The following is a 15,796-nucleotide window of genomic DNA, read 5'->3' on the forward strand; positions in this document are numbered from 1 at the left end:
GCGGCATCATTCCGCAGCGATGCTGCTGACGTCCTGGCCCGATGCGGCCATGATCGCCTTGACGATGTTATGATAGCCGGTACAGCGGCACAGATTGCCTTCCAGATACTTGCGAATCTCAGCCTCGGACGGGCGCGGCTTGTCTTTCAGCAAAGCCGCAGCGCTCATCACCATGCCCGGAGTGCAGAATCCACATTGCAGCCCGTGATGATCCTGAAACGCCTGCTGGATGACATTCAGCGTACCGTCCTCGGCGGCCTGCCCTTCGATTGTGCCCACATCGGCACCATCCGCCTCAAGCGCCAGCATATTGCATGATTTCACGGCTTCGCCGTTCACATGCACCACACAAGCGCCACATTGCGCCGTGTCGCAGCCGACATGTGTTCCGGTCAAAGACAGGTGATCGCGTAGAAAACTGGACAGCAATGTCCGGCCTTCGACGTCACCGCTCACGGACTTACCGTTCACGGTCATTGAGACCTGTGTCATGAGATCCTCCCAATTTGGTGTTTTCGTTGGGCCCGAGTTAAACACGGGAAAATTTGTTTGAGAACAAAAATATTTGCTTGATTTTTCAGCCAATTCACCCAGCAAGCCTTCGCAGGCATCGCCCTTACGCAAAAGCGTAAAACTGACGTAGCGTCACTTGCGGCGCTGCGCTCGGGGTTGTGGGCGTGTCGGGATCTCTTTCAGCAGCCCGCCGACGCCCATGCCGGCAATATCTGCTGCCGTGGTTTCAATCCCGCAAGCTACCCGAGACAGCACCCAATCGGCCCCGTTCAGCGCCGGAGACCGCGCGCAGCCCGGAAGGCCGATCACCGGCCGCGCGCCCAAACTGCCCAGAAACAAGAGGTTACCGGGGTCCACGGGCATCCCGAACCGGTCCACATGCCCACCAGCCACGCGCACCGCATCGGGCGCGACATCCTGCGGGTCCGACGTGGCCGAGCCTGTCAGGATCAGCGCAACATCGCCTTGCAGACCTTTCAACGCCGTGCTCAGCGCGTCAACGCGATGGGGTACGACTTGCACATCCGTCAGATCCATCCCCAATGCTTCAACCCTACCGCGAATGGCTGTGATCCCTTTTTCATTGGCGGGCCCTCCCGGTATGTCGGTCACCACCAAACCAGCACTGTGATGGATGGGTTGTGCAAGGCGAATAGCGTCCTGCGCAAAGCGGGCTGCTTGCATCACATCGCCGCCAGGCACCGCATAAGAGATTACCTTGATCGTGGCGACCATGCCGCCTTCACCCATCTGCTGGTATTGGGGCACGGTTGCGACGGTGATCATCGGGTTGACCTGATTAACCGCGCTTAACGCCTCGAGATCCAGAACCGCCACCCCCGGGCCATCGGCCAGCAGATTGACGCGTCCTGTAAACGGCTCGGTCACGCGCAAATTGGCGGATTTCGGATCGGGCGTCAGAGCGGCTGCAAGCTGCCGCGCGGCCTCGTCTTCGTGACAATCGCCGGGCTCCAGTCGGGCAACGGTGACCTCGGCAATGCCTGCGGCAGACAGTGCCTCAAGATGCGCTTCATCCAGCGCGATACCCTTGCGCAGCTTTCGACCGCCTGCCTGCACGGAATGCGCCAGAATCGCCCCTTGTGCCTCAGCAACAGGGACCGGGCCGAACTTCACGCTTTGCCTCGCAGCACAGCGGTCATCTGAGCCAGAATGGCAACGGCAATTTCGGCAGGGCTGGCCGCGCCGATATCCAGCCCAACAGGGCCATGAATGCGTGCGATCTGCTCTTGTGTGAACCCGGCCTGCGTCAACCGATCTACCCGTTTGGCATGGGTCCGGGTCGACCCCAATGCACCGATATAGAAGACGCCCGCCGACAAAGCGGCCTCGAGCGCAGGATCATCCAGTTTGGGATCATGGGTCAGCAATACAATGGCCGTGCGACTGTCCAGACCCAGCTTCATCACCGCCTCATCGGGCCAGTCGGTGAGAATTGTCTCACCCGGGAACCGTTCGTCCGAAGCAAAAGCCTCACGCGGGTCAACGATTGCCGGATCGTAACCCGCTATCCGCGCCATCGGCACAAGGGCCTGCGCAATATGCACCGCGCCCACCACGATCAGGCGCAGCGGCGGGTTATGCACCGCCACAAAGGTCTGTCCGTCTTCGTCAAAGCCCGACCGATCCATCCGAACGCGGTCGGCATGCGCATTGCGGCGCAGCGCGCGGTGTCCGGTTTCGACATTCACCTCATAGACCAGTGGCTCGCGCCTTGCCCGGGCCTGCACCAACTCGGCCAGCATCGCCTCGGGCAGAACCTTGCCCACAGGTTCGACCAGCACGCGGATCGTCCCGCCACAGGCCAGCCCGACGGCAAAGGCATCCTCGTCGCTGACTCCGAATTCCAGCAGACTGGCATCGCCTTCTTCGATCGCTTCCAAGGCTTCGACGATCACAGCGCCTTCGACACACCCGCCCGAGACCGAGCCTTCGATGCGCCCATCGCCGCCAATCACCAGTTGAGAGCCGACGCGCCGCGGGGCGCTGCCCCATGTTTCGACAACGGTGGCCAGAGCGGCCCCGGTCCCGTCGCGATACCACTTCAGCGCTGTTTCGGGACTGCTGTCGAATCTGTCCATCTTGGCCTCCGCTCCCTATCCGCCCCAACATAAGCAGCTTTCGCAAATTGAAAAGCTGACTGGGCGCTCATCCAAGCAACAAACAGCCCCCAAAGGTGCAAATATTCAGAATCGATTGATTGAATGTGTCGGGCGTTCTAGCGTGCTGATACGTTCAGGTGGGCATTAGACAAGCCCCCGGCGATTTCAACACAGGAGACAAAAATGAAACGCATTTTTACTGTCGGCGCTGCACTGGGTCTATTGATGTCGACAGCAAGCTATGCCGACAGCTTTCTGCGCTATGGCGAGGTCGAAGGTTGGAAGGTCTTTATCGATGAAGACAAGAAATCCTGTCTGATCGAGGCGGTGGACGATTCGGAAAACGTGGTTCAGATGGGTCTGACCGAAGATCGCGGTGTTGGATATGTTGGTGTCTTTACCAAGGCGGAAACCGACATCAAACGCGACGAAAAGGAGGCGGTGGCGATTCTGATCGGTGACAACATCTATGTTGGCGAGGCGACCGGAATGCGCGGCAACATCACCAAAGGCTATTCCGGCGGGTATGTGCTGTCTGACGATCCGCAATTTGCCGAAGATCTGGCCAAGCAAAAGGTGATGGTGGTGTTTCCCGAAAAGGAATTTGCCTTCACCGTTGACCTGACGGGCACCTACAAAGCCATGGAAATGGCGCGCAAGTGCAACGCGGAACAGCTGTCTTAAGCCGACAGCGCCGCCATCAATCGGGCTTTCTGCCCCTGGTCGTCGGGTTCAGAGATCACGGCGGCCAGATCTTGAAGCGATGTAATCGAGTGTCCGGCGCGGAAACTGTCCACATGAGGCAGCATCGCGGCCACCCCCTGCGCCTTGGGGGCGAACCCGTCCCACCGCAAAAGCGGGTTCAGCCAGATCAGGCGTTTTGAGGACAGGTGCAGGCGCTCGATCTCTTTCTCCAGTCCTTCAGGGTCTCCGCGTTCCAACCCGTCGGTGATCAGCAGCACCACGGCCCCCTGCCCCATGACCCGCCGCGACCAGTCGCGATTGAACTGATGAAGGCAATCGCCGATCCGCGTCCCGCCCTCCCAATCCTGCGCTTCGGCCCCGGCAGCGGCCAGCGCCGCATCCACATCGCGCTGATGCAGATGGCGGGTGATGTTGGTCAGGCGGGTGCCAAAGGTAAAGGCATGAACCTTGGCCCAGCCCGCACCTTTTGCATTCGAGACCGTATGCAGAAAATGCAGGATAATCCGGCTGTACTGGCTCATCGAGCCCGAGATATCACAAAGCGCCACCAGATTGGGCCAGCGGGGTTTGGGATGCTGTCGGGCAATGTCGCGCAGCTCTCCGCCCTGGCGAATGGCTGCGCGCAGGGTCCGGGCACGGTCGATGCGGTAGCCCAGATGACTGGCCTGCCCGCGCCGCGACATGATCGGTTTGACCGGCAAGGACATTTGCGCCAGAACCCGTTTGGCCTGCGCGATCTCGGCGGTGCTCATCTGTTCAAAGTCGAGATTGCGCAACCTCTCCTCGGATGAGGCGGTTTGGGTGGCGTCAATCTCAATCTCGGTCTCGCCCTCGTCCTGAGCAACCGGTTCAGGTGCGTCCTGTTCAACGCCGTCCAGCAGCGCTTCTGCCGCGCGCTTTTCCCCGGCATCGGCCTTGCGTTCTTCCTGCACGCCCCGGATGGCCGGCAGCATCATGGCCATCATATGTTCCATATATCGAGGATCGCGCCAATACATGCGGAAGACCTGCGCAAAGACAGTGCGATGTTCGGGGCGGTTTACGAAACAGGCGTGCAGCGTCCAATAGAAATCCTGCTTTTCGGTGAAGCCAGCCGCTTGCACCGCCCGGATCGCATCAATCACACGCCCCGGCCCGATCGGCAGCCCCGCCTTGCGCAGCGCACGAGCAAAATGCGTGATATTCTGCGCCAGCTTGGGGTTGTCGGGGATATCGGGAGGGAGCAGTTCAGCCATCTACTTTTCCGAGATGGGTAAGGATTTCATTCGCAGCTGCTTGAGCCGCCATTTTCGAAACGTCCAAGACCACTGCTTCGTCAGGAACAAACAGCGTATCCGTCTGTCGGATAGATGCCAGAACGTTGGCATCCATCAATTTGGCACCACCCTTTCGGGATGGGTCCCGCAATCTTCGCTGATTTTCCTCTACGGAGCTATCCAATACAAAAAGATACAAAGGCGCGTTGCGATCATTAGCAAGGTCCAGTGTTGGTTGGAACAATGGCAAAGCGGCCGGTTCATCCGCCAACGCGTCGGTAAGAACGATGGGCACGTCCTTGGGCAAACGGCGAGCGTGATCGAAAATGAGGTGTCGAACCTCTTCGCGCATGGCGACGCTCTCGGGTGTATTGCGGGCATAGATCGCGCGCGCAGCATCCAGCATCAGGTGGTTATGGATCAGCCGGCCACCCAAAGTCTCAGCCAGTATCCGTCCGATTGTCATTTTGCCCACACCGGGCCAACCGCCAATATGGATAACGGGCGCGACACTCATCGGATCAAGCTGGTTCCAGACTTGCCTTGGCCTCGTCTAATATCCGTTTGGCCTCGGATCCTTGTAGTTTCTGGATGTCATCCTGGTATTTCAGGATCGCGCCCAGCGTGTCGCCGATCACCTCGGGGCTGAGGTTCATGACATCAAGGGCGAGCAGGCATTTGGCCCAGTCGATGGTTTCGGCCACGCCCGGTTTCTTGAACAGGTCTTCGGTGCGCAAACGCTGGACAAAGGCCACAACCTCTCGGCTGAGGCTTTCAGCGGCTTCGGATGCGCGGGCGTGCAGGATTGCGATTTCGCGTTCGAAATCGGGGTAGTCGACCCAGTGATAGAGGCAGCGACGTTTCAGCGCGTCGTGGACTTCGCGGGTGCGGTTCGAGGTGACGATCACGATCGGAGGTTCTGGCGCTTTGACGGTGCCAAGCTCGGGGATCGTCACCTGAAAATCACTGAGCGCTTCGAGCAGGAAGGCCTCGAACGGCTCGTCAGTGCGGTCAAGCTCATCGATCAGTAAAACCGGCGCGCCGTTTTCATCCGGGCGCATGGCTTGCAGCAAGGGACGTTCGATCAGGTAGTCATCTGAGAACAGCTCGTCCTGCAGAGCAGCCCGGTCGGCCCCGCCAGAGGCTTCGGCTGTGCGAATGGCCACCATCTGTGCGGGGAAGTTCCATTCATAGACCGCCGAGGACGCATCCAGACCTTCGTAACATTGCAAGCGGATCAGTTGGCGGTTCAGACCGGCGGCCAGAGCCTTGGCGATCTCGGTCTTGCCGACACCAGCCTCACCTTCCAGAAACAGCGGGCGGCCCAGTTTGAGCGACAGGAACACAACCGTCGCCAGGGCGCGGCCACAGACATAGCCTTGCGTTGCCAGCATCTGCTGGACCGCATCGATGGAATTTGGCTGCGTCATGGATCCTCCTGCCCTGTTATCGGCTAAAAGGTCATGCCGCTGCACGGGCGTCAAGACCTTGGCCTGCCTCAGAGCTACGCTGGCTGCGTGCAGAGGCAAGTTTTTTGTCGGGTCAGGTCTGCGGTTGGTTGGTCTTTTGCCGCAGCTGTGCTAGCGCAGGCCCATGACCGATAGCCTGACACTCCGCCGTCCCGACGACTGGCATTTGCACCTGCGCGACGGCGCAATGTTGCAAGCCGTTCTACCTGAAACCGCGCGCCATTTTGCCCGTGCGATCATCATGCCTAACCTTGTTCCACCAGTGGTGCGAGGCGATCAGGCCGCCGCCTATCGTGACCGTATTCTGGCCGCCCTGCCCAAAGACATGTCGTTCGAGCCGTTAATGACGCTTTATCTGACCGAGGACACCGATCCCGAAGATGTGGCTGCGGCCCATGCCAGCGGGTTGGTCAAAGCGGTCAAGCTGTACCCGGCGGGGGCGACAACAAACTCGGCCTCGGGCGTGCGCGATTTCAACAAGGTGCGCCCGGTGCTTGAGAAAATGGCCGAGATCGGTCTGCCCATGTGTGTTCATGGGGAGGTCACCGACGCAGAAGTCGACATCTTTGACCGTGAAGCGGTGTTCATTGACCGCGTACTGGACCCGATCCGCAGATCCACCCCGGGCCTGCGTGTGGTGATGGAGCATATTACCACCTCAAACGGTGTGGAGTATGTCAAAGCCAACGCGACCGATCTGGGGGCGACGATTACGGCGCATCACCTGATCATCAACCGCAACCATATCCTGGTTGGCGGGATCAAACCGCATTATTACTGCCTGCCTGTTGCCAAGCGCGAGGAGCATCGCTTGGCCCTGGTCGCGGCGGCGACCTCGGGCGATGCGCGGTTCTTTCTGGGCACTGACAGCGCGCCTCATACCGATGACAACAAGGAAATGGCCTGCGGCTGCGCGGGTTGTTTCACTGCGACCAATACCATGTCGCTGGTGGCCGAGATGTTTGACCGGGCGGATGCGCTGGACAAGCTGGAAGGGTTTGTGTCGCTCAACGGGCCTGGGTTTTACAGATTGCCGGTCAATGAAGACACCATCACCCTGTCCAAAGGTGCGCCGGTCGAATATCCGGCCAAGATCGAGTCTGGAGACGGGCCCGTCACCGTGTTCGACCCGGGCTTTCCCCTGCATTGGCGCGTGGTCTAGCCGTTCAGATGCGCCGCCAAATCCGCTGCGCGCCCGCCGGTGCGCAGCATTGACCAGATCTCGTCAACCTCGTCTCGTCCGATCAGCTTGGCCGCTTTGGCCCTGACCCGATCTTCCCGGTCGGCCAGCGGCAGGGGCGCTTGCAAGTCATGTTCGGCCTCCAGCCGCGCACCATCGCGGCGCAACAATGCGAGCTTTGCCTGAGTTTCCGACAGGCTGTCATCAGCTTCAACCGTGATCCGGTCAGCCAAGGACTTCAGCCTCGGGTTCTGACAGATTTGATCCGTAAAGCTTTCAGGCAGCGCCGTATCATAGCCCAAAGCCTGCATCGCGGTTACAGTACGATAGGAAAACTTTGCCCCCAGCCCCGTGGTCGGGTTCACCTGATTGCAGACACTCATCCAGCGCGGATGGGTCTTGACCTTGATCTCGGCCACCTCTGGCTCAGCGATATCCAGCTCGCGCGCGGCCTCAAGCGCTGCGTGCAGGCCGTGGCAACAGGCATGGAATTTGTGGCTGACCGACTCGAACAGCCAGTCGTGGCCCAAGCCCTGCAAGGCACTGTCGGTGTCATTCTCACCCAGATGGGTCGCCCCGAACCCAAATGTGCCCTCAAGCGCCTGATCATTCGATTGAAACCCGGCGGCGATCAACAGCGCGGCCTCAAGCCCGTTGGTAGCGGCGAGGCCTGCGTTATAAGGTTTGCCCATCGTGCCGAACTGGGATTTCTGGCCCGCCGCACGTGTCGCTGTCAGACCCAGAACCTGTCGCATCTGCGCGGGATCGAACCCCAGCAATCGCCCGCAGGCGACTGCGGCCCCGAATGCACCGGATGTGGCTGTCTGATGGAAACCCGCCTGATAATGTGCCCGCCCCAGCCAAAGACCAACACGAATGGAAAGCTCCATTCCGATCAGCGCAGCTTCGAGCAGATCGACGATCGGTTTGTCCTTTGCTTCGGCCAGAGCCAGCGCTGCGGGCAAAATAGCAACCGAGGGGTGACCGATATGAGCAAAATGGGTGTCGTCGTAGTCCAACGCGTGCGAGATGGTGCCATTCACCAACGCAGTCGCACGCAGCGGTGCGGTGCTGCCACCAAACAAATGCGCCTGCCCTGCGCCCGCTTCGGCCAGAACCATATCCCGAACGATCTTTGACACCGGCTCGTCCTTACCGGCGCAACCGACTGCGATCCAGTCGAGCATCGACAACGATGTCACAATCCGCGTTTGCAAGGTCGTCGAAAGCGGGGCGCAGGCAAAGTCGGCAAGTGCGTTTGTCAGTTTGGCCATGACCTGCACTCTAGCGTGCGCTAGCCGTGGGTAAAGCCTTAGCCGTAGAGATCAGCTGCCCGCTGTTCAAAGGCACGAACGATTCGATGCATGGCCTCGTTGAAAACAACGCCAATGATGCCCTGCAAGATCGCGTTCTTGAACTCAAAATCCACATGGAACGAGATGTTGCACCCTTGCTCGGTGTCTTCAAACTGCCAATCGGATTTCATGTATTTGAACGGTCCGTCCAGATATTCGGTATCGATCCGTTTGGCTGCGTCGAACAGTGTTACCCGGCTGCCGAACCTTTCCCGAAACACTTTGAACGAGATCACCAGATCCGCCTCCATCACCTGGCCTTCACCTTCGGCATAGGTCCGGCGAATGCGGGCGGCTGCGCACCAAGGCAGGAACTCGGGGTATTTCGCGACATCTGCAACCAGATCATACATCTGCTGAGCGGTGTAGGGCAGAGAGCGGGTTTCCGAGTGGGTGGGCATGGTATCCGGGCATTAACTGGTGACAATGCCGCGTGATTTCGTATGTTGCGCGCGAAAGATCAAGGGGGCAGTGATGAGCGAGCGCGCATATGTGATAGATGAGATGATCTCGGCCAAGGCCATCGCCGCGCGGATTGAGGAACTCTGCCGCGAGATCACCGAAGAGTTCGCAGGCACCGACAAGCTGGTGGTTGTGGGCCTGTTGCGCGGCAGTTTCGTCTTTATCGCTGACCTTGTGCGCGAGCTGGATTTGCCCATCGAGGTCGATTTCCTCGAAGCCTCCTCTTACGGCGACTCGATGGAAAGCAGTCGAGAGGTGCGTATTCTCAAAGACTTGCGGGGCGCAATTGAAGGGCGTGATGTGCTGGTGGTCGAGGACATCGTCGATACCGGACACACGTTGAACCATGTCACCAACTTGCTGCAAAGCCGCCAGCCCGCGCGGTTGAAATCCATCGCCTTGCTCGACAAGCCCAGCCGACGCGAGGTCGATTTCCGATCAGACTGGATCGGGTTCGAAATCCCGGATGAATTTGTTGTGGGCTATGGGATCGACTATGCGCAGCGCAACCGCAACCTGCCCTTTATCGGCAAGGTGCGGTTCGTCGAAGAGTGACCCCATGAACCCGCGCCATCTGCTTCGCATGTCGAAATGGGCGCGCCGGCCACCATCAGAACGTCGGGTGAAACTGGTGTTTGGCATGCTGCTTGCCTGCGGGGTATTGGCGGGTATTCAATATCTTGGCTGGTGGCCGGATTGGGCCACGCTGGAGCCCGCGAAGTTCAGGCCCTGACGCCCAGTACCTGATCAATTGCTGCAAGGAAGATACCCGTTCCGATGGGGATAAGCGCATCGGGAAAATCATAGTCCGGGTTGTGCAATTGCGGCTGTTCCGCGCCGGAGCCCAACCAGAACATCGCCGACTTGGCGGATTTGCCAAACTGACCGAAATCTTCGGAAAACCGTTGAGGGTCGGACACTTGCGCGCACGAAACCTGCTGTGCCGCACAGGCAGAGGCAAGCACCGCAACGGCCTCGGCGTTGTTGATACAAGCCTCAAACACATCGTCATAGCTGATCTGAACCGATAGCCCCTCGTCACGTGCAACGTCCTGCACCAAAGCCTCTGCCTCGGCGATCAACTGTTCCATACGAGCGTCCGTCACAGTGCGCAGAGTCACCCAAAGTTCAGCCTCACCCGGAGCAACGCCAAAAGTCGCTGCCCCAAGCCGGGAATGCGTAACTGTGGTCAGAGCATAATCGGTATTCAAAGCCGCTGCTGGGCCAAGCCCGGCCAAAGCGTGCATCAGACGCGCCAAAGCACCTGCGGGAGACACCCCATCCTGTGGCGCGGCGGCATGAGAGGTTTTGCCCGTCAGAACAATCCGCATCCCGCGCGACGCACAATTGGCTGGGCCCTGACACAGCTCGACCGTGCCAAGAGCCAGCCCGGGCAGGTTGTGCAGCGAAAACACATAGTCCAGACCCAACTCTTCGAACCGGGAATCCGCGCGATAGGCGATGGCACCCTGCCCGGTTTCTTCGGCGGGCTGGAAGATCAACACCACGCGCCCGCGTGTCGGGCGACGCGCAGCAAGGGCCTGAGCGACGCCCAGAACCATGACCATATGTCCGTCGTGACCACAAAGGTGACCCTTGCCAGGGACCTGCGACACATAGGGCTGATCTGAGATCTCCTGGATCGGCAATCCATCCAGCTCACAACGGATGCCAACCACCGATCCGTCTTGACCACTGTCGTAGATCGCCGCAATCCCATGCCCGCCCAGACCGGTCAGAACCTGATCAGGCGCAAAACCTTGCAACAACTCAACAATGCGGGCGGCGGTGCGCTCTTCCTCACCGGACAGTTCGGGACTTTGATGCAAGGCGTGGCGACACTGGGTTAGCCACGCCTGCTGTTCAGGCGTCATACTTGGCCCAGTTTCTTCTGCCGAGCGGCGCGCAGCCGGGCAAAATCATCTCCTGCATGATAGGAAGACCGGGTCAAAGGCGTGGCCGAAACCATCAAGAACCCTTTGCCAAAGGCGGCTTTCTCATAAGCTGCGAATTCTTCGGGCGTGACAAAGCGATCTACGCGGTGATGTTTGGGCGTGGGCTGCAAATACTGGCCGATGGTCAGGAAATCGATATCGGCAGCGCGCATGTCATCCATGACCTGACGCACTTGCTGTTCCTCTTCCCCCAGACCCACCATGATACCGGATTTGGTAAAGATCGACGGATCCATCTCTTTCACCCGTTGCAACAGGCGCAGTGAATGGAAATAGCGCGCACCTGGGCGAACTTCGGGGTAAAGGCCGGGGACGGTTTCCAGATTGTGGTTGAACACATCCGGCTTAGCCTCAACCACGATCTCAAGCACAGACGGGTCGCATTTCAGGAAATCGGGCGTCAGGATTTCGATGGTTGTCTTGGGCGAGCGATGGCGCACCGCACGAATGGTCTGCGCGAAATGATCCGCGCCGCCATCCTTCAGATCATCACGATCCACCGAGGTGATCACCACGTGATTAAGCCCCAGCTTCTCAACCGCATGGGCCACGCGGCCCGGTTCGAACACGTCCAACTCGTCGGGCCGACCCGTGGCGATATTGCAGAAGGTGCAGCCGCGGGTACAAATCTCGCCCATTATCATCATGGTGGCGTGGCCCTGGCTCCAGCATTCGCCGACATTGGGGCATCCGGCCTCTTCGCAGACCGTGACCAGATTGTTTTCCCGCATGATCTTATGCGTGTCTGCATAGCCCTTGCCACCGGGCGCTTTCACACGAATCCACTTTGGCTTTTTCGGCTGATCGTTGTCGGGCCGATGGGCCTTTTCAGGGTGGCGTTGCTCGGGAATTTTCAGATCACGCACGAGAGGTTTTCCTGACTTCGGGTCAAACTTGCATACGCCTAACATAGTGCAAGCCTCACCTCCAGCCCAGCGACGCATGGCCGCTATGCGTTTAGCAGCCCCCCGAGATCAACCAATCAATCGGTCCGGCTCAGCCTGTTCTTCGTAATGCCGTTTCAAGCGCTGCAAGGCGATGCGCAGCACGATCTTGCCGGATCGCGCCGACCAACCCATGCGTTTTTCCGCCAATTCCAACCCTTCCAGATAACAGCAGCAGCGCAGCGCAACATCGCTGAGCCCCGGCCCCAGATCTGACAGCGCAGCAACAACACGATCGCGGGCGCCGCTTGAACCTTGAGCGCCGGACAGCTGTCCATCGTTCCGCGAACCTTTCCCGGCGGTCAGAAAATGCTCCCAATTCTGGGCCACTTTCGGGCCGATCTGAGCCAGCTCAAAATCTTCACGCAAGCGCTCGCCCGCAGTGACCAGACTCTCGTCCAGAAACGGTTTGCCATCCCTGTCACGCCGTCGCGCCAACGCGATCAGCGGGCTTTCAGCCGAGCTGTATCGGGCGCGCGCGAGCTTTTTCGGTCGTCCGGGACCAGTCGCGGACTTGGCGTTGAATGGCAGGAAATCAGTCTGTGCCTCGGCCATGCCAAATTCATTTCGCGACCTTGCACGGTTTTCCGCCTCAGCCACCAGATGGCTGAGCGCCGCGCGGCCGGAAGTCGAAATCCGATAGCGGGAAATACGACCGGGATTGTCGCAGGTTATCCATTCCTTAAGCGCCAGCGCTTGTGCAATCTTGCATTCCACAACCGCCGTTTTTGTGGTGCCGCCGTCCCCGTTGTCACGGACGACCACAGCCTTGTCCATATCTTCGGCAACAGCAAGAACAGAGCCGGTTTCACACATGCGGCGCAATACGCGCAAAGCCTCGCGGTCGAACTCTTCATCATAGGCGGCAAGCGGATTATCCGCGTCGGCGCCATACATATGTGATCCTGCCACCTGCCCCGGTTCGTCTGTAAAATGCGTATCTGCCAACCGCTGAAGGGCCGCATCCACCAAGGGATCATCCCGACGCATTTCAATACGCCGGATTTGCCTGAGAATAGTCGAGGCATGGCACCCCTCGGTTCGCGCAATATCCCTGATCGATCGCCCCGACTCGGTATGTGCCAGGTATCGCTGCGCCCCTTCCGGGACCCATGCAGGAACGGTGAAAGCCATGCTGTTTTCCATATTTATTTGCCCTCGTCGACAAAACAAAATGCCAATCTCTGTCGCCGGATTCTTAGTTAACCAAATCTAACTAGAGGTGCTTTCGTTACTCGTTCGTTAATCTCGGACGACAGGGAGCAGAATTGGTTCAAAAAGATAAACACTCGTGAAACCAACGTTCGGGGCGAAGCTGGGCAAGGCAACACCCGCTTAGGTTGTGCAACAACATGGCCAAAGAAATTCTGACCCAAGGAGCCTTCCCATGCAGGACTTGATGACCATGATTTCAGCATTGCGCCGCCCCCGTCTTTTGACCCGCGCGGCTAAGATCGGCGCCCAGGATTATGATCGCGAACGGCATTTGCAACGTGTTCTGGGGTATGGGTCCCTGCCATCAACGGGTGCCGCGCTGATGCGTTTGATCGAGGTGGAGCGGGACGTGAATGACCTGCGGCAAGATGAGGATGCGGCCTACTCGCTGGTCAGGCATTTGGACATATTGATCGTTTTGATCGGCGAAGCGCAGCTGTATCAGGCCAGCCGCGCCTCGCATTACGCCTGATCAGGTGAACGCGTCGGGCATCGACGCCTTTTTATCGGCCACATAAGCTTCGAGCGCGGCTTGAATGGCTGGGTCCATCTGCGGTTGCTTATAGTTGGCAAGCAGATGCTCAACCCGCGCCGATGCCAGCGCTCGCGTATCGCGCGCGCCCTCTTCCTCCCAGGTCTCGAACGGCTTGTAATCCAACAGGTCGGTTTTCCAGAAAGCTTCCTTGAAATTGGCCTGTGTGTGGGCACATCCCAGATAGTGCCCGCCGGGACCAACCTCGCGGATCGCATCCATGGCCTGAGCATTTTCGTCATAGGCCACGCCTTTGGCCAGCCCGTGCAACACGCCCAACTGGTCGGCATCCATGACGAATTTCTCAAAATCGGCGACCAGACCGCCTTCAAGCCAGCCACACGCGTGCAGCATGAAGTTCACACCTGCCATCAGCCCCATATTCAGCGAATTCGCTGTTTCATAGGCGGCCTGCGCATCGGGAAGTTTCGAGCCACAGAACGACCCAGCAGACCGGAACGGCAGACCCAGACGCCGCGCCAGTTGACCCGCGCCATAGGTCACGTGCGATGCTTCGGGTGTTCCGAAGGTCGGCGCACCCGAGTTCATATCGATCGAAGAGACAAATGCCCCAAAGATTACAGGCGCACCCGGACGAATGATCTGTGTATAAGCCACACCCGCCAAAACCTCGGCCAGAACCTGCGTCAACGTCCCCGCAACCGAGACCGGAGCCATTGCGCCACCCACGATAAAGGGCGACACGATGCAGGCCTGATTGTTCTTGGCATAAACCTCAAGCGCGCCCATCATGATATCGTCAAAGGTCATGGGCGAGTTGATGTTGATCAGCGAGGTCATCACCGTGTTGTTCTGTACGAACTCTTTGCCGAACAGGATTTCGCACATCTCAACCGAATCCTGCGCACGGCTTGGATCGGTGACCGAGCCCATGAAGGGCTTGTCGGAAAGCGTCATATGCGCCAGCAACATGTCCAGATGGCGCTTGTTCACCGGCACATCGGTGGGTTCGCACACTGTTCCACCCGAATGGTGCAGCCATTTGGACATATAGGCCAGCTTCACGAATTTGTTGAAATCCTCCATCGTCGCATAGCGCCGACCACCCTGGGCATCGCGCACAAAGGGAGGGCCGTATACCGGTGCCAGAACCAGGTTGCGGCCACCGACAACAACGGATTTCTCTGGGTTTCGGGCATGTTGCGTAAAGCTGCTGGGCGCCGTCTTGATCAACTCACGTGCCAGTCCGCGCGGAATGCGTACACGCTCGCCTTCAATCTCGGCCCCCACATCGCGCCAACGTTCAAGTGCGGCCGGGTTATCAACGAAATTGACCCCGATCTCGGCCAGTACCGTCTCGGCGTTTGTCTCGATGATCTCAAGCGCTTCGTCGTTGAGAACCTCGAAATTGGGAATATTGCGTTCGATATATTTCGCAGTCTCGATCTTGACTGCAGTGCGCTCGGCCCGCCGTGCCGCGCCACCGCCGCCTCTGGTTCTGCGTCGGGTGTTTGCTTCAGCCATGCGAATATCCCGCCTTTATGCTTCTGAATGCTACGATTTGAACGTGGTGGTACAGGACACCTAACACGCTCTGCCGGTGTATTGCGGCGCTATTGGGGAAAAAGCGACATATGACGCTGAGTGACAAAGCTCAGCCCAAGGCCTGCTCCAATGTTACCGTGTTCCCGTCAGCGCCCGTTTCAGCCCATCCCATATGCCGATACATTGCCCGTGTGGCGGTCATTTTGACATGCGTTTTCAGAATCATACGCGTCAATCCTTTATGAACAGCCTGATCTTTCGCCACCTTCAGCAGCCGTTTCGCCAACCCCTGCCCTTGTGCCCAGGGACTGACCGCCAGATTAAACACCATGATTGCGTCATCGACCCGTTCAAAAACGACTACACCCAAGACGTCCTGTCCACGCGCTGCAACATAAACGTCATGTGCGGCGATTTCCTCTTCGACCCCACCCGAAACATCCGGCAAATCCGGCAAATCCCGCAGGGCCTCCGCATAGGCCGATTGGATACAGGCGCGAATAGGTGCGGCATCTCCTTGGACGGCTTTTCTCAGTTCAATTTCAGGCATATGACCCTCCGATATGATGCATCTGCCAATAGAA

18 protein-coding genes are annotated in these 15,796 nt (G+C 58.8%); 5 read left to right on the plus strand and 13 right to left on the minus strand.

The genetic code is table 11. The annotated features are described in order from the left end of the window. Window positions 1–6: 6 nt before the first annotated feature. The 3 genes from GOW40_RS01255 to GOW40_RS01265 all read right to left on the minus strand — a co-directional run bounded on the left by GOW40_RS01255 (window position 7) and on the right by GOW40_RS01265 (window position 2,612). The gene (locus tag GOW40_RS01255; RefSeq protein WP_171129234.1) at window positions 7–492 is read right to left on the minus strand and encodes a (2Fe-2S)-binding protein; all 486 of its coding nucleotides are present in this window, start codon (window positions 490–492) and stop codon (window positions 7–9) included. Window positions 493–645: 153 nt separating this feature from the next. Further along, entirely contained in the window at window positions 646–1,647 is a 1,002-nt protein-coding gene (locus tag GOW40_RS01260) for a molybdopterin-binding protein (protein ID WP_171129232.1), read from the minus strand. After that, entirely contained in the window at window positions 1,644–2,612 is a 969-nt protein-coding gene (locus tag GOW40_RS01265) for an XdhC family protein (protein WP_171129230.1), read from the minus strand. The genes GOW40_RS01260 and GOW40_RS01265 overlap by 4 nt, the downstream gene beginning before the upstream one ends. A gap of 204 nt (window positions 2,613–2,816) precedes the next feature. Here GOW40_RS01265 and GOW40_RS01270 point away from each other — a divergent pair, with 204 nt between their 5' ends. Next, a complete protein-coding gene (locus GOW40_RS01270) occupies window positions 2,817–3,317 on the plus strand; it encodes a hypothetical protein (RefSeq protein ID WP_171098699.1) in 501 nt (166 codons plus the stop codon). On the opposite strand, the gene GOW40_RS01275 is transcribed toward GOW40_RS01270, so the two are convergent. From GOW40_RS01275 to GOW40_RS01285, 3 genes are read right to left on the minus strand one after another with little or no spacing between them, the layout of a single operon-like run. Next, window positions 3,314–4,573, minus strand: a complete 1,260-nt coding sequence (locus GOW40_RS01275; protein ID WP_171230833.1) for a VWA domain-containing protein — start codon at window positions 4,571–4,573, stop codon at window positions 3,314–3,316. The genes GOW40_RS01270 and GOW40_RS01275 overlap by 4 nt on opposite strands. Further along, window positions 4,566–5,111, minus strand: coding sequence for a nucleoside kinase (locus GOW40_RS01280; protein ID WP_171129226.1), 546 nt, complete (start codon window positions 5,109–5,111; stop codon window positions 4,566–4,568). The genes GOW40_RS01275 and GOW40_RS01280 overlap by 8 nt, the downstream gene beginning before the upstream one ends. A gap of 4 nt (window positions 5,112–5,115) precedes the next feature. Then, window positions 5,116–6,024: a MoxR family ATPase gene (locus GOW40_RS01285; RefSeq protein WP_171129224.1), complete on the minus strand. Its 909-nt coding sequence runs from the start codon at window positions 6,022–6,024 to the stop codon at window positions 5,116–5,118. 163 nt (window positions 6,025–6,187) lie between these two features. Between GOW40_RS01285 and pyrC the strand changes: the two genes are divergently transcribed. Further along, the gene (gene pyrC / locus GOW40_RS01290; RefSeq protein ID WP_171230834.1) at window positions 6,188–7,225 is read left to right on the plus strand and encodes a dihydroorotase; all 1,038 of its coding nucleotides are present in this window, start codon (window positions 6,188–6,190) and stop codon (window positions 7,223–7,225) included. Here pyrC and GOW40_RS01295 read toward each other — a convergent pair. Beyond that, on the minus strand, window positions 7,222–8,517 hold the full coding sequence (locus GOW40_RS01295; RefSeq protein WP_171129221.1) for an MmgE/PrpD family protein: 1,296 nt from the start codon (window positions 8,515–8,517) through the stop codon (window positions 7,222–7,224). The genes pyrC and GOW40_RS01295 overlap by 4 nt on opposite strands. A gap of 38 nt (window positions 8,518–8,555) precedes the next feature. Further along, window positions 8,556–8,999: a type II toxin-antitoxin system RatA family toxin gene (locus GOW40_RS01300; protein WP_171129218.1), complete on the minus strand. Its 444-nt coding sequence runs from the start codon at window positions 8,997–8,999 to the stop codon at window positions 8,556–8,558. Window positions 9,000–9,072: 73 nt separating this feature from the next. Here GOW40_RS01300 and hpt point away from each other — a divergent pair, with 73 nt between their 5' ends. Next, window positions 9,073–9,615: a hypoxanthine phosphoribosyltransferase gene (gene hpt / locus GOW40_RS01305; protein WP_171098685.1), complete on the plus strand. Its 543-nt coding sequence runs from the start codon at window positions 9,073–9,075 to the stop codon at window positions 9,613–9,615. A gap of 4 nt (window positions 9,616–9,619) precedes the next feature. After that, entirely contained in the window at window positions 9,620–9,793 is a 174-nt protein-coding gene (locus GOW40_RS01310; RefSeq protein ID WP_171129216.1) for a hypothetical protein, read from the plus strand. Here GOW40_RS01310 and GOW40_RS01315 read toward each other — a convergent pair. From GOW40_RS01315 to GOW40_RS01325, 3 genes are all read right to left on the minus strand, one after another. Beyond that, a complete protein-coding gene (locus GOW40_RS01315; RefSeq protein ID WP_171129214.1) occupies window positions 9,783–10,934 on the minus strand; it encodes an amidohydrolase in 1,152 nt (383 codons plus the stop codon). The genes GOW40_RS01310 and GOW40_RS01315 overlap by 11 nt on opposite strands. Next, on the minus strand, window positions 10,931–11,881 hold the full coding sequence (lipA, locus tag GOW40_RS01320) for a lipoyl synthase (RefSeq protein ID WP_171129212.1): 951 nt from the start codon (window positions 11,879–11,881) through the stop codon (window positions 10,931–10,933). The genes GOW40_RS01315 and lipA overlap by 4 nt, the downstream gene beginning before the upstream one ends. A gap of 108 nt (window positions 11,882–11,989) precedes the next feature. Further along, window positions 11,990–13,105 carry a DUF6456 domain-containing protein gene (locus GOW40_RS01325; protein ID WP_171129210.1) on the minus strand — a complete coding sequence of 372 codons (1,116 nt, stop codon included), beginning with the start codon at window positions 13,103–13,105 and terminating at the stop codon, window positions 11,990–11,992. Between the two features lie 241 nt (window positions 13,106–13,346). On the opposite strand from GOW40_RS01325, the gene GOW40_RS01330 reads away from it, so the two are divergent. Beyond that, complete coding sequence (locus tag GOW40_RS01330; protein ID WP_171129208.1) at window positions 13,347–13,646, plus strand: DUF6477 family protein; 300 nt, start codon at window positions 13,347–13,349, stop codon at window positions 13,644–13,646. Here GOW40_RS01330 and GOW40_RS01335 read toward each other — a convergent pair whose 3' ends face one another. Then, window positions 13,647–15,191 (minus strand): trimethylamine methyltransferase family protein, encoded by a 1,545-nt coding sequence (locus tag GOW40_RS01335; RefSeq protein WP_171129206.1) that lies wholly within the window; start codon window positions 15,189–15,191, stop codon window positions 13,647–13,649. A gap of 130 nt (window positions 15,192–15,321) precedes the next feature. Then, window positions 15,322–15,762, minus strand: a complete 441-nt coding sequence (locus GOW40_RS01340) for a GNAT family N-acetyltransferase (RefSeq protein WP_171129204.1) — start codon at window positions 15,760–15,762, stop codon at window positions 15,322–15,324. Window positions 15,763–15,796: the final 34 nt, after the last annotated feature.

It is taken from the genome of Ruegeria sp. HKCCA6707 (assembly GCF_013033515.1).
Taxonomy (GTDB): Bacteria; Pseudomonadota; Alphaproteobacteria; order Rhodobacterales; family Rhodobacteraceae; genus Ruegeria.

Coding starts and splice junctions, on each gene's coding strand:
- GOW40_RS01285 (WP_171129224.1), bottom strand. CDS start 6,024: ATGACGCAGCCAAATTCCATCGATGCGGTCCAGCAGATGCTGGCAACG.
- GOW40_RS01300 (WP_171129218.1), bottom strand. CDS start 8,999: ATGCCCACCCACTCGGAAACCCGCTCTCTGCCCTACACCGCTCAGCAG.
- GOW40_RS01295 (WP_171129221.1), bottom strand. CDS start 8,517: ATGGCCAAACTGACAAACGCACTTGCCGACTTTGCCTGCGCCCCGCTT.
- GOW40_RS01265 (WP_171129230.1), bottom strand. CDS start 2,612: ATGGACAGATTCGACAGCAGTCCCGAAACAGCGCTGAAGTGGTATCGC.
- GOW40_RS01270 (WP_171098699.1), top strand. CDS start 2,817: ATGAAACGCATTTTTACTGTCGGCGCTGCACTGGGTCTATTGATGTCG.
- GOW40_RS01335 (WP_171129206.1), bottom strand. CDS start 15,191: ATGGCTGAAGCAAACACCCGACGCAGAACCAGAGGCGGCGGTGGCGCG.
- GOW40_RS01340 (WP_171129204.1), bottom strand. CDS start 15,762: ATGCCTGAAATTGAACTGAGAAAAGCCGTCCAAGGAGATGCCGCACCT.
- GOW40_RS01280 (WP_171129226.1), bottom strand. CDS start 5,111: ATGAGTGTCGCGCCCGTTATCCATATTGGCGGTTGGCCCGGTGTGGGC.
- GOW40_RS01255 (WP_171129234.1), bottom strand. CDS start 492: ATGACACAGGTCTCAATGACCGTGAACGGTAAGTCCGTGAGCGGTGAC.
- GOW40_RS01325 (WP_171129210.1), bottom strand. CDS start 13,105: ATGGAAAACAGCATGGCTTTCACCGTTCCTGCATGGGTCCCGGAAGGG.
- hpt (WP_171098685.1), top strand. CDS start 9,073: ATGAGCGAGCGCGCATATGTGATAGATGAGATGATCTCGGCCAAGGCC.
- GOW40_RS01310 (WP_171129216.1), top strand. CDS start 9,620: ATGAACCCGCGCCATCTGCTTCGCATGTCGAAATGGGCGCGCCGGCCA.
- GOW40_RS01315 (WP_171129214.1), bottom strand. CDS start 10,934: ATGACGCCTGAACAGCAGGCGTGGCTAACCCAGTGTCGCCACGCCTTG.
- pyrC (WP_171230834.1), top strand. CDS start 6,188: ATGACCGATAGCCTGACACTCCGCCGTCCCGACGACTGGCATTTGCAC.
- GOW40_RS01330 (WP_171129208.1), top strand. CDS start 13,347: ATGCAGGACTTGATGACCATGATTTCAGCATTGCGCCGCCCCCGTCTT.
- GOW40_RS01275 (WP_171230833.1), bottom strand. CDS start 4,573: ATGGCTGAACTGCTCCCTCCCGATATCCCCGACAACCCCAAGCTGGCG.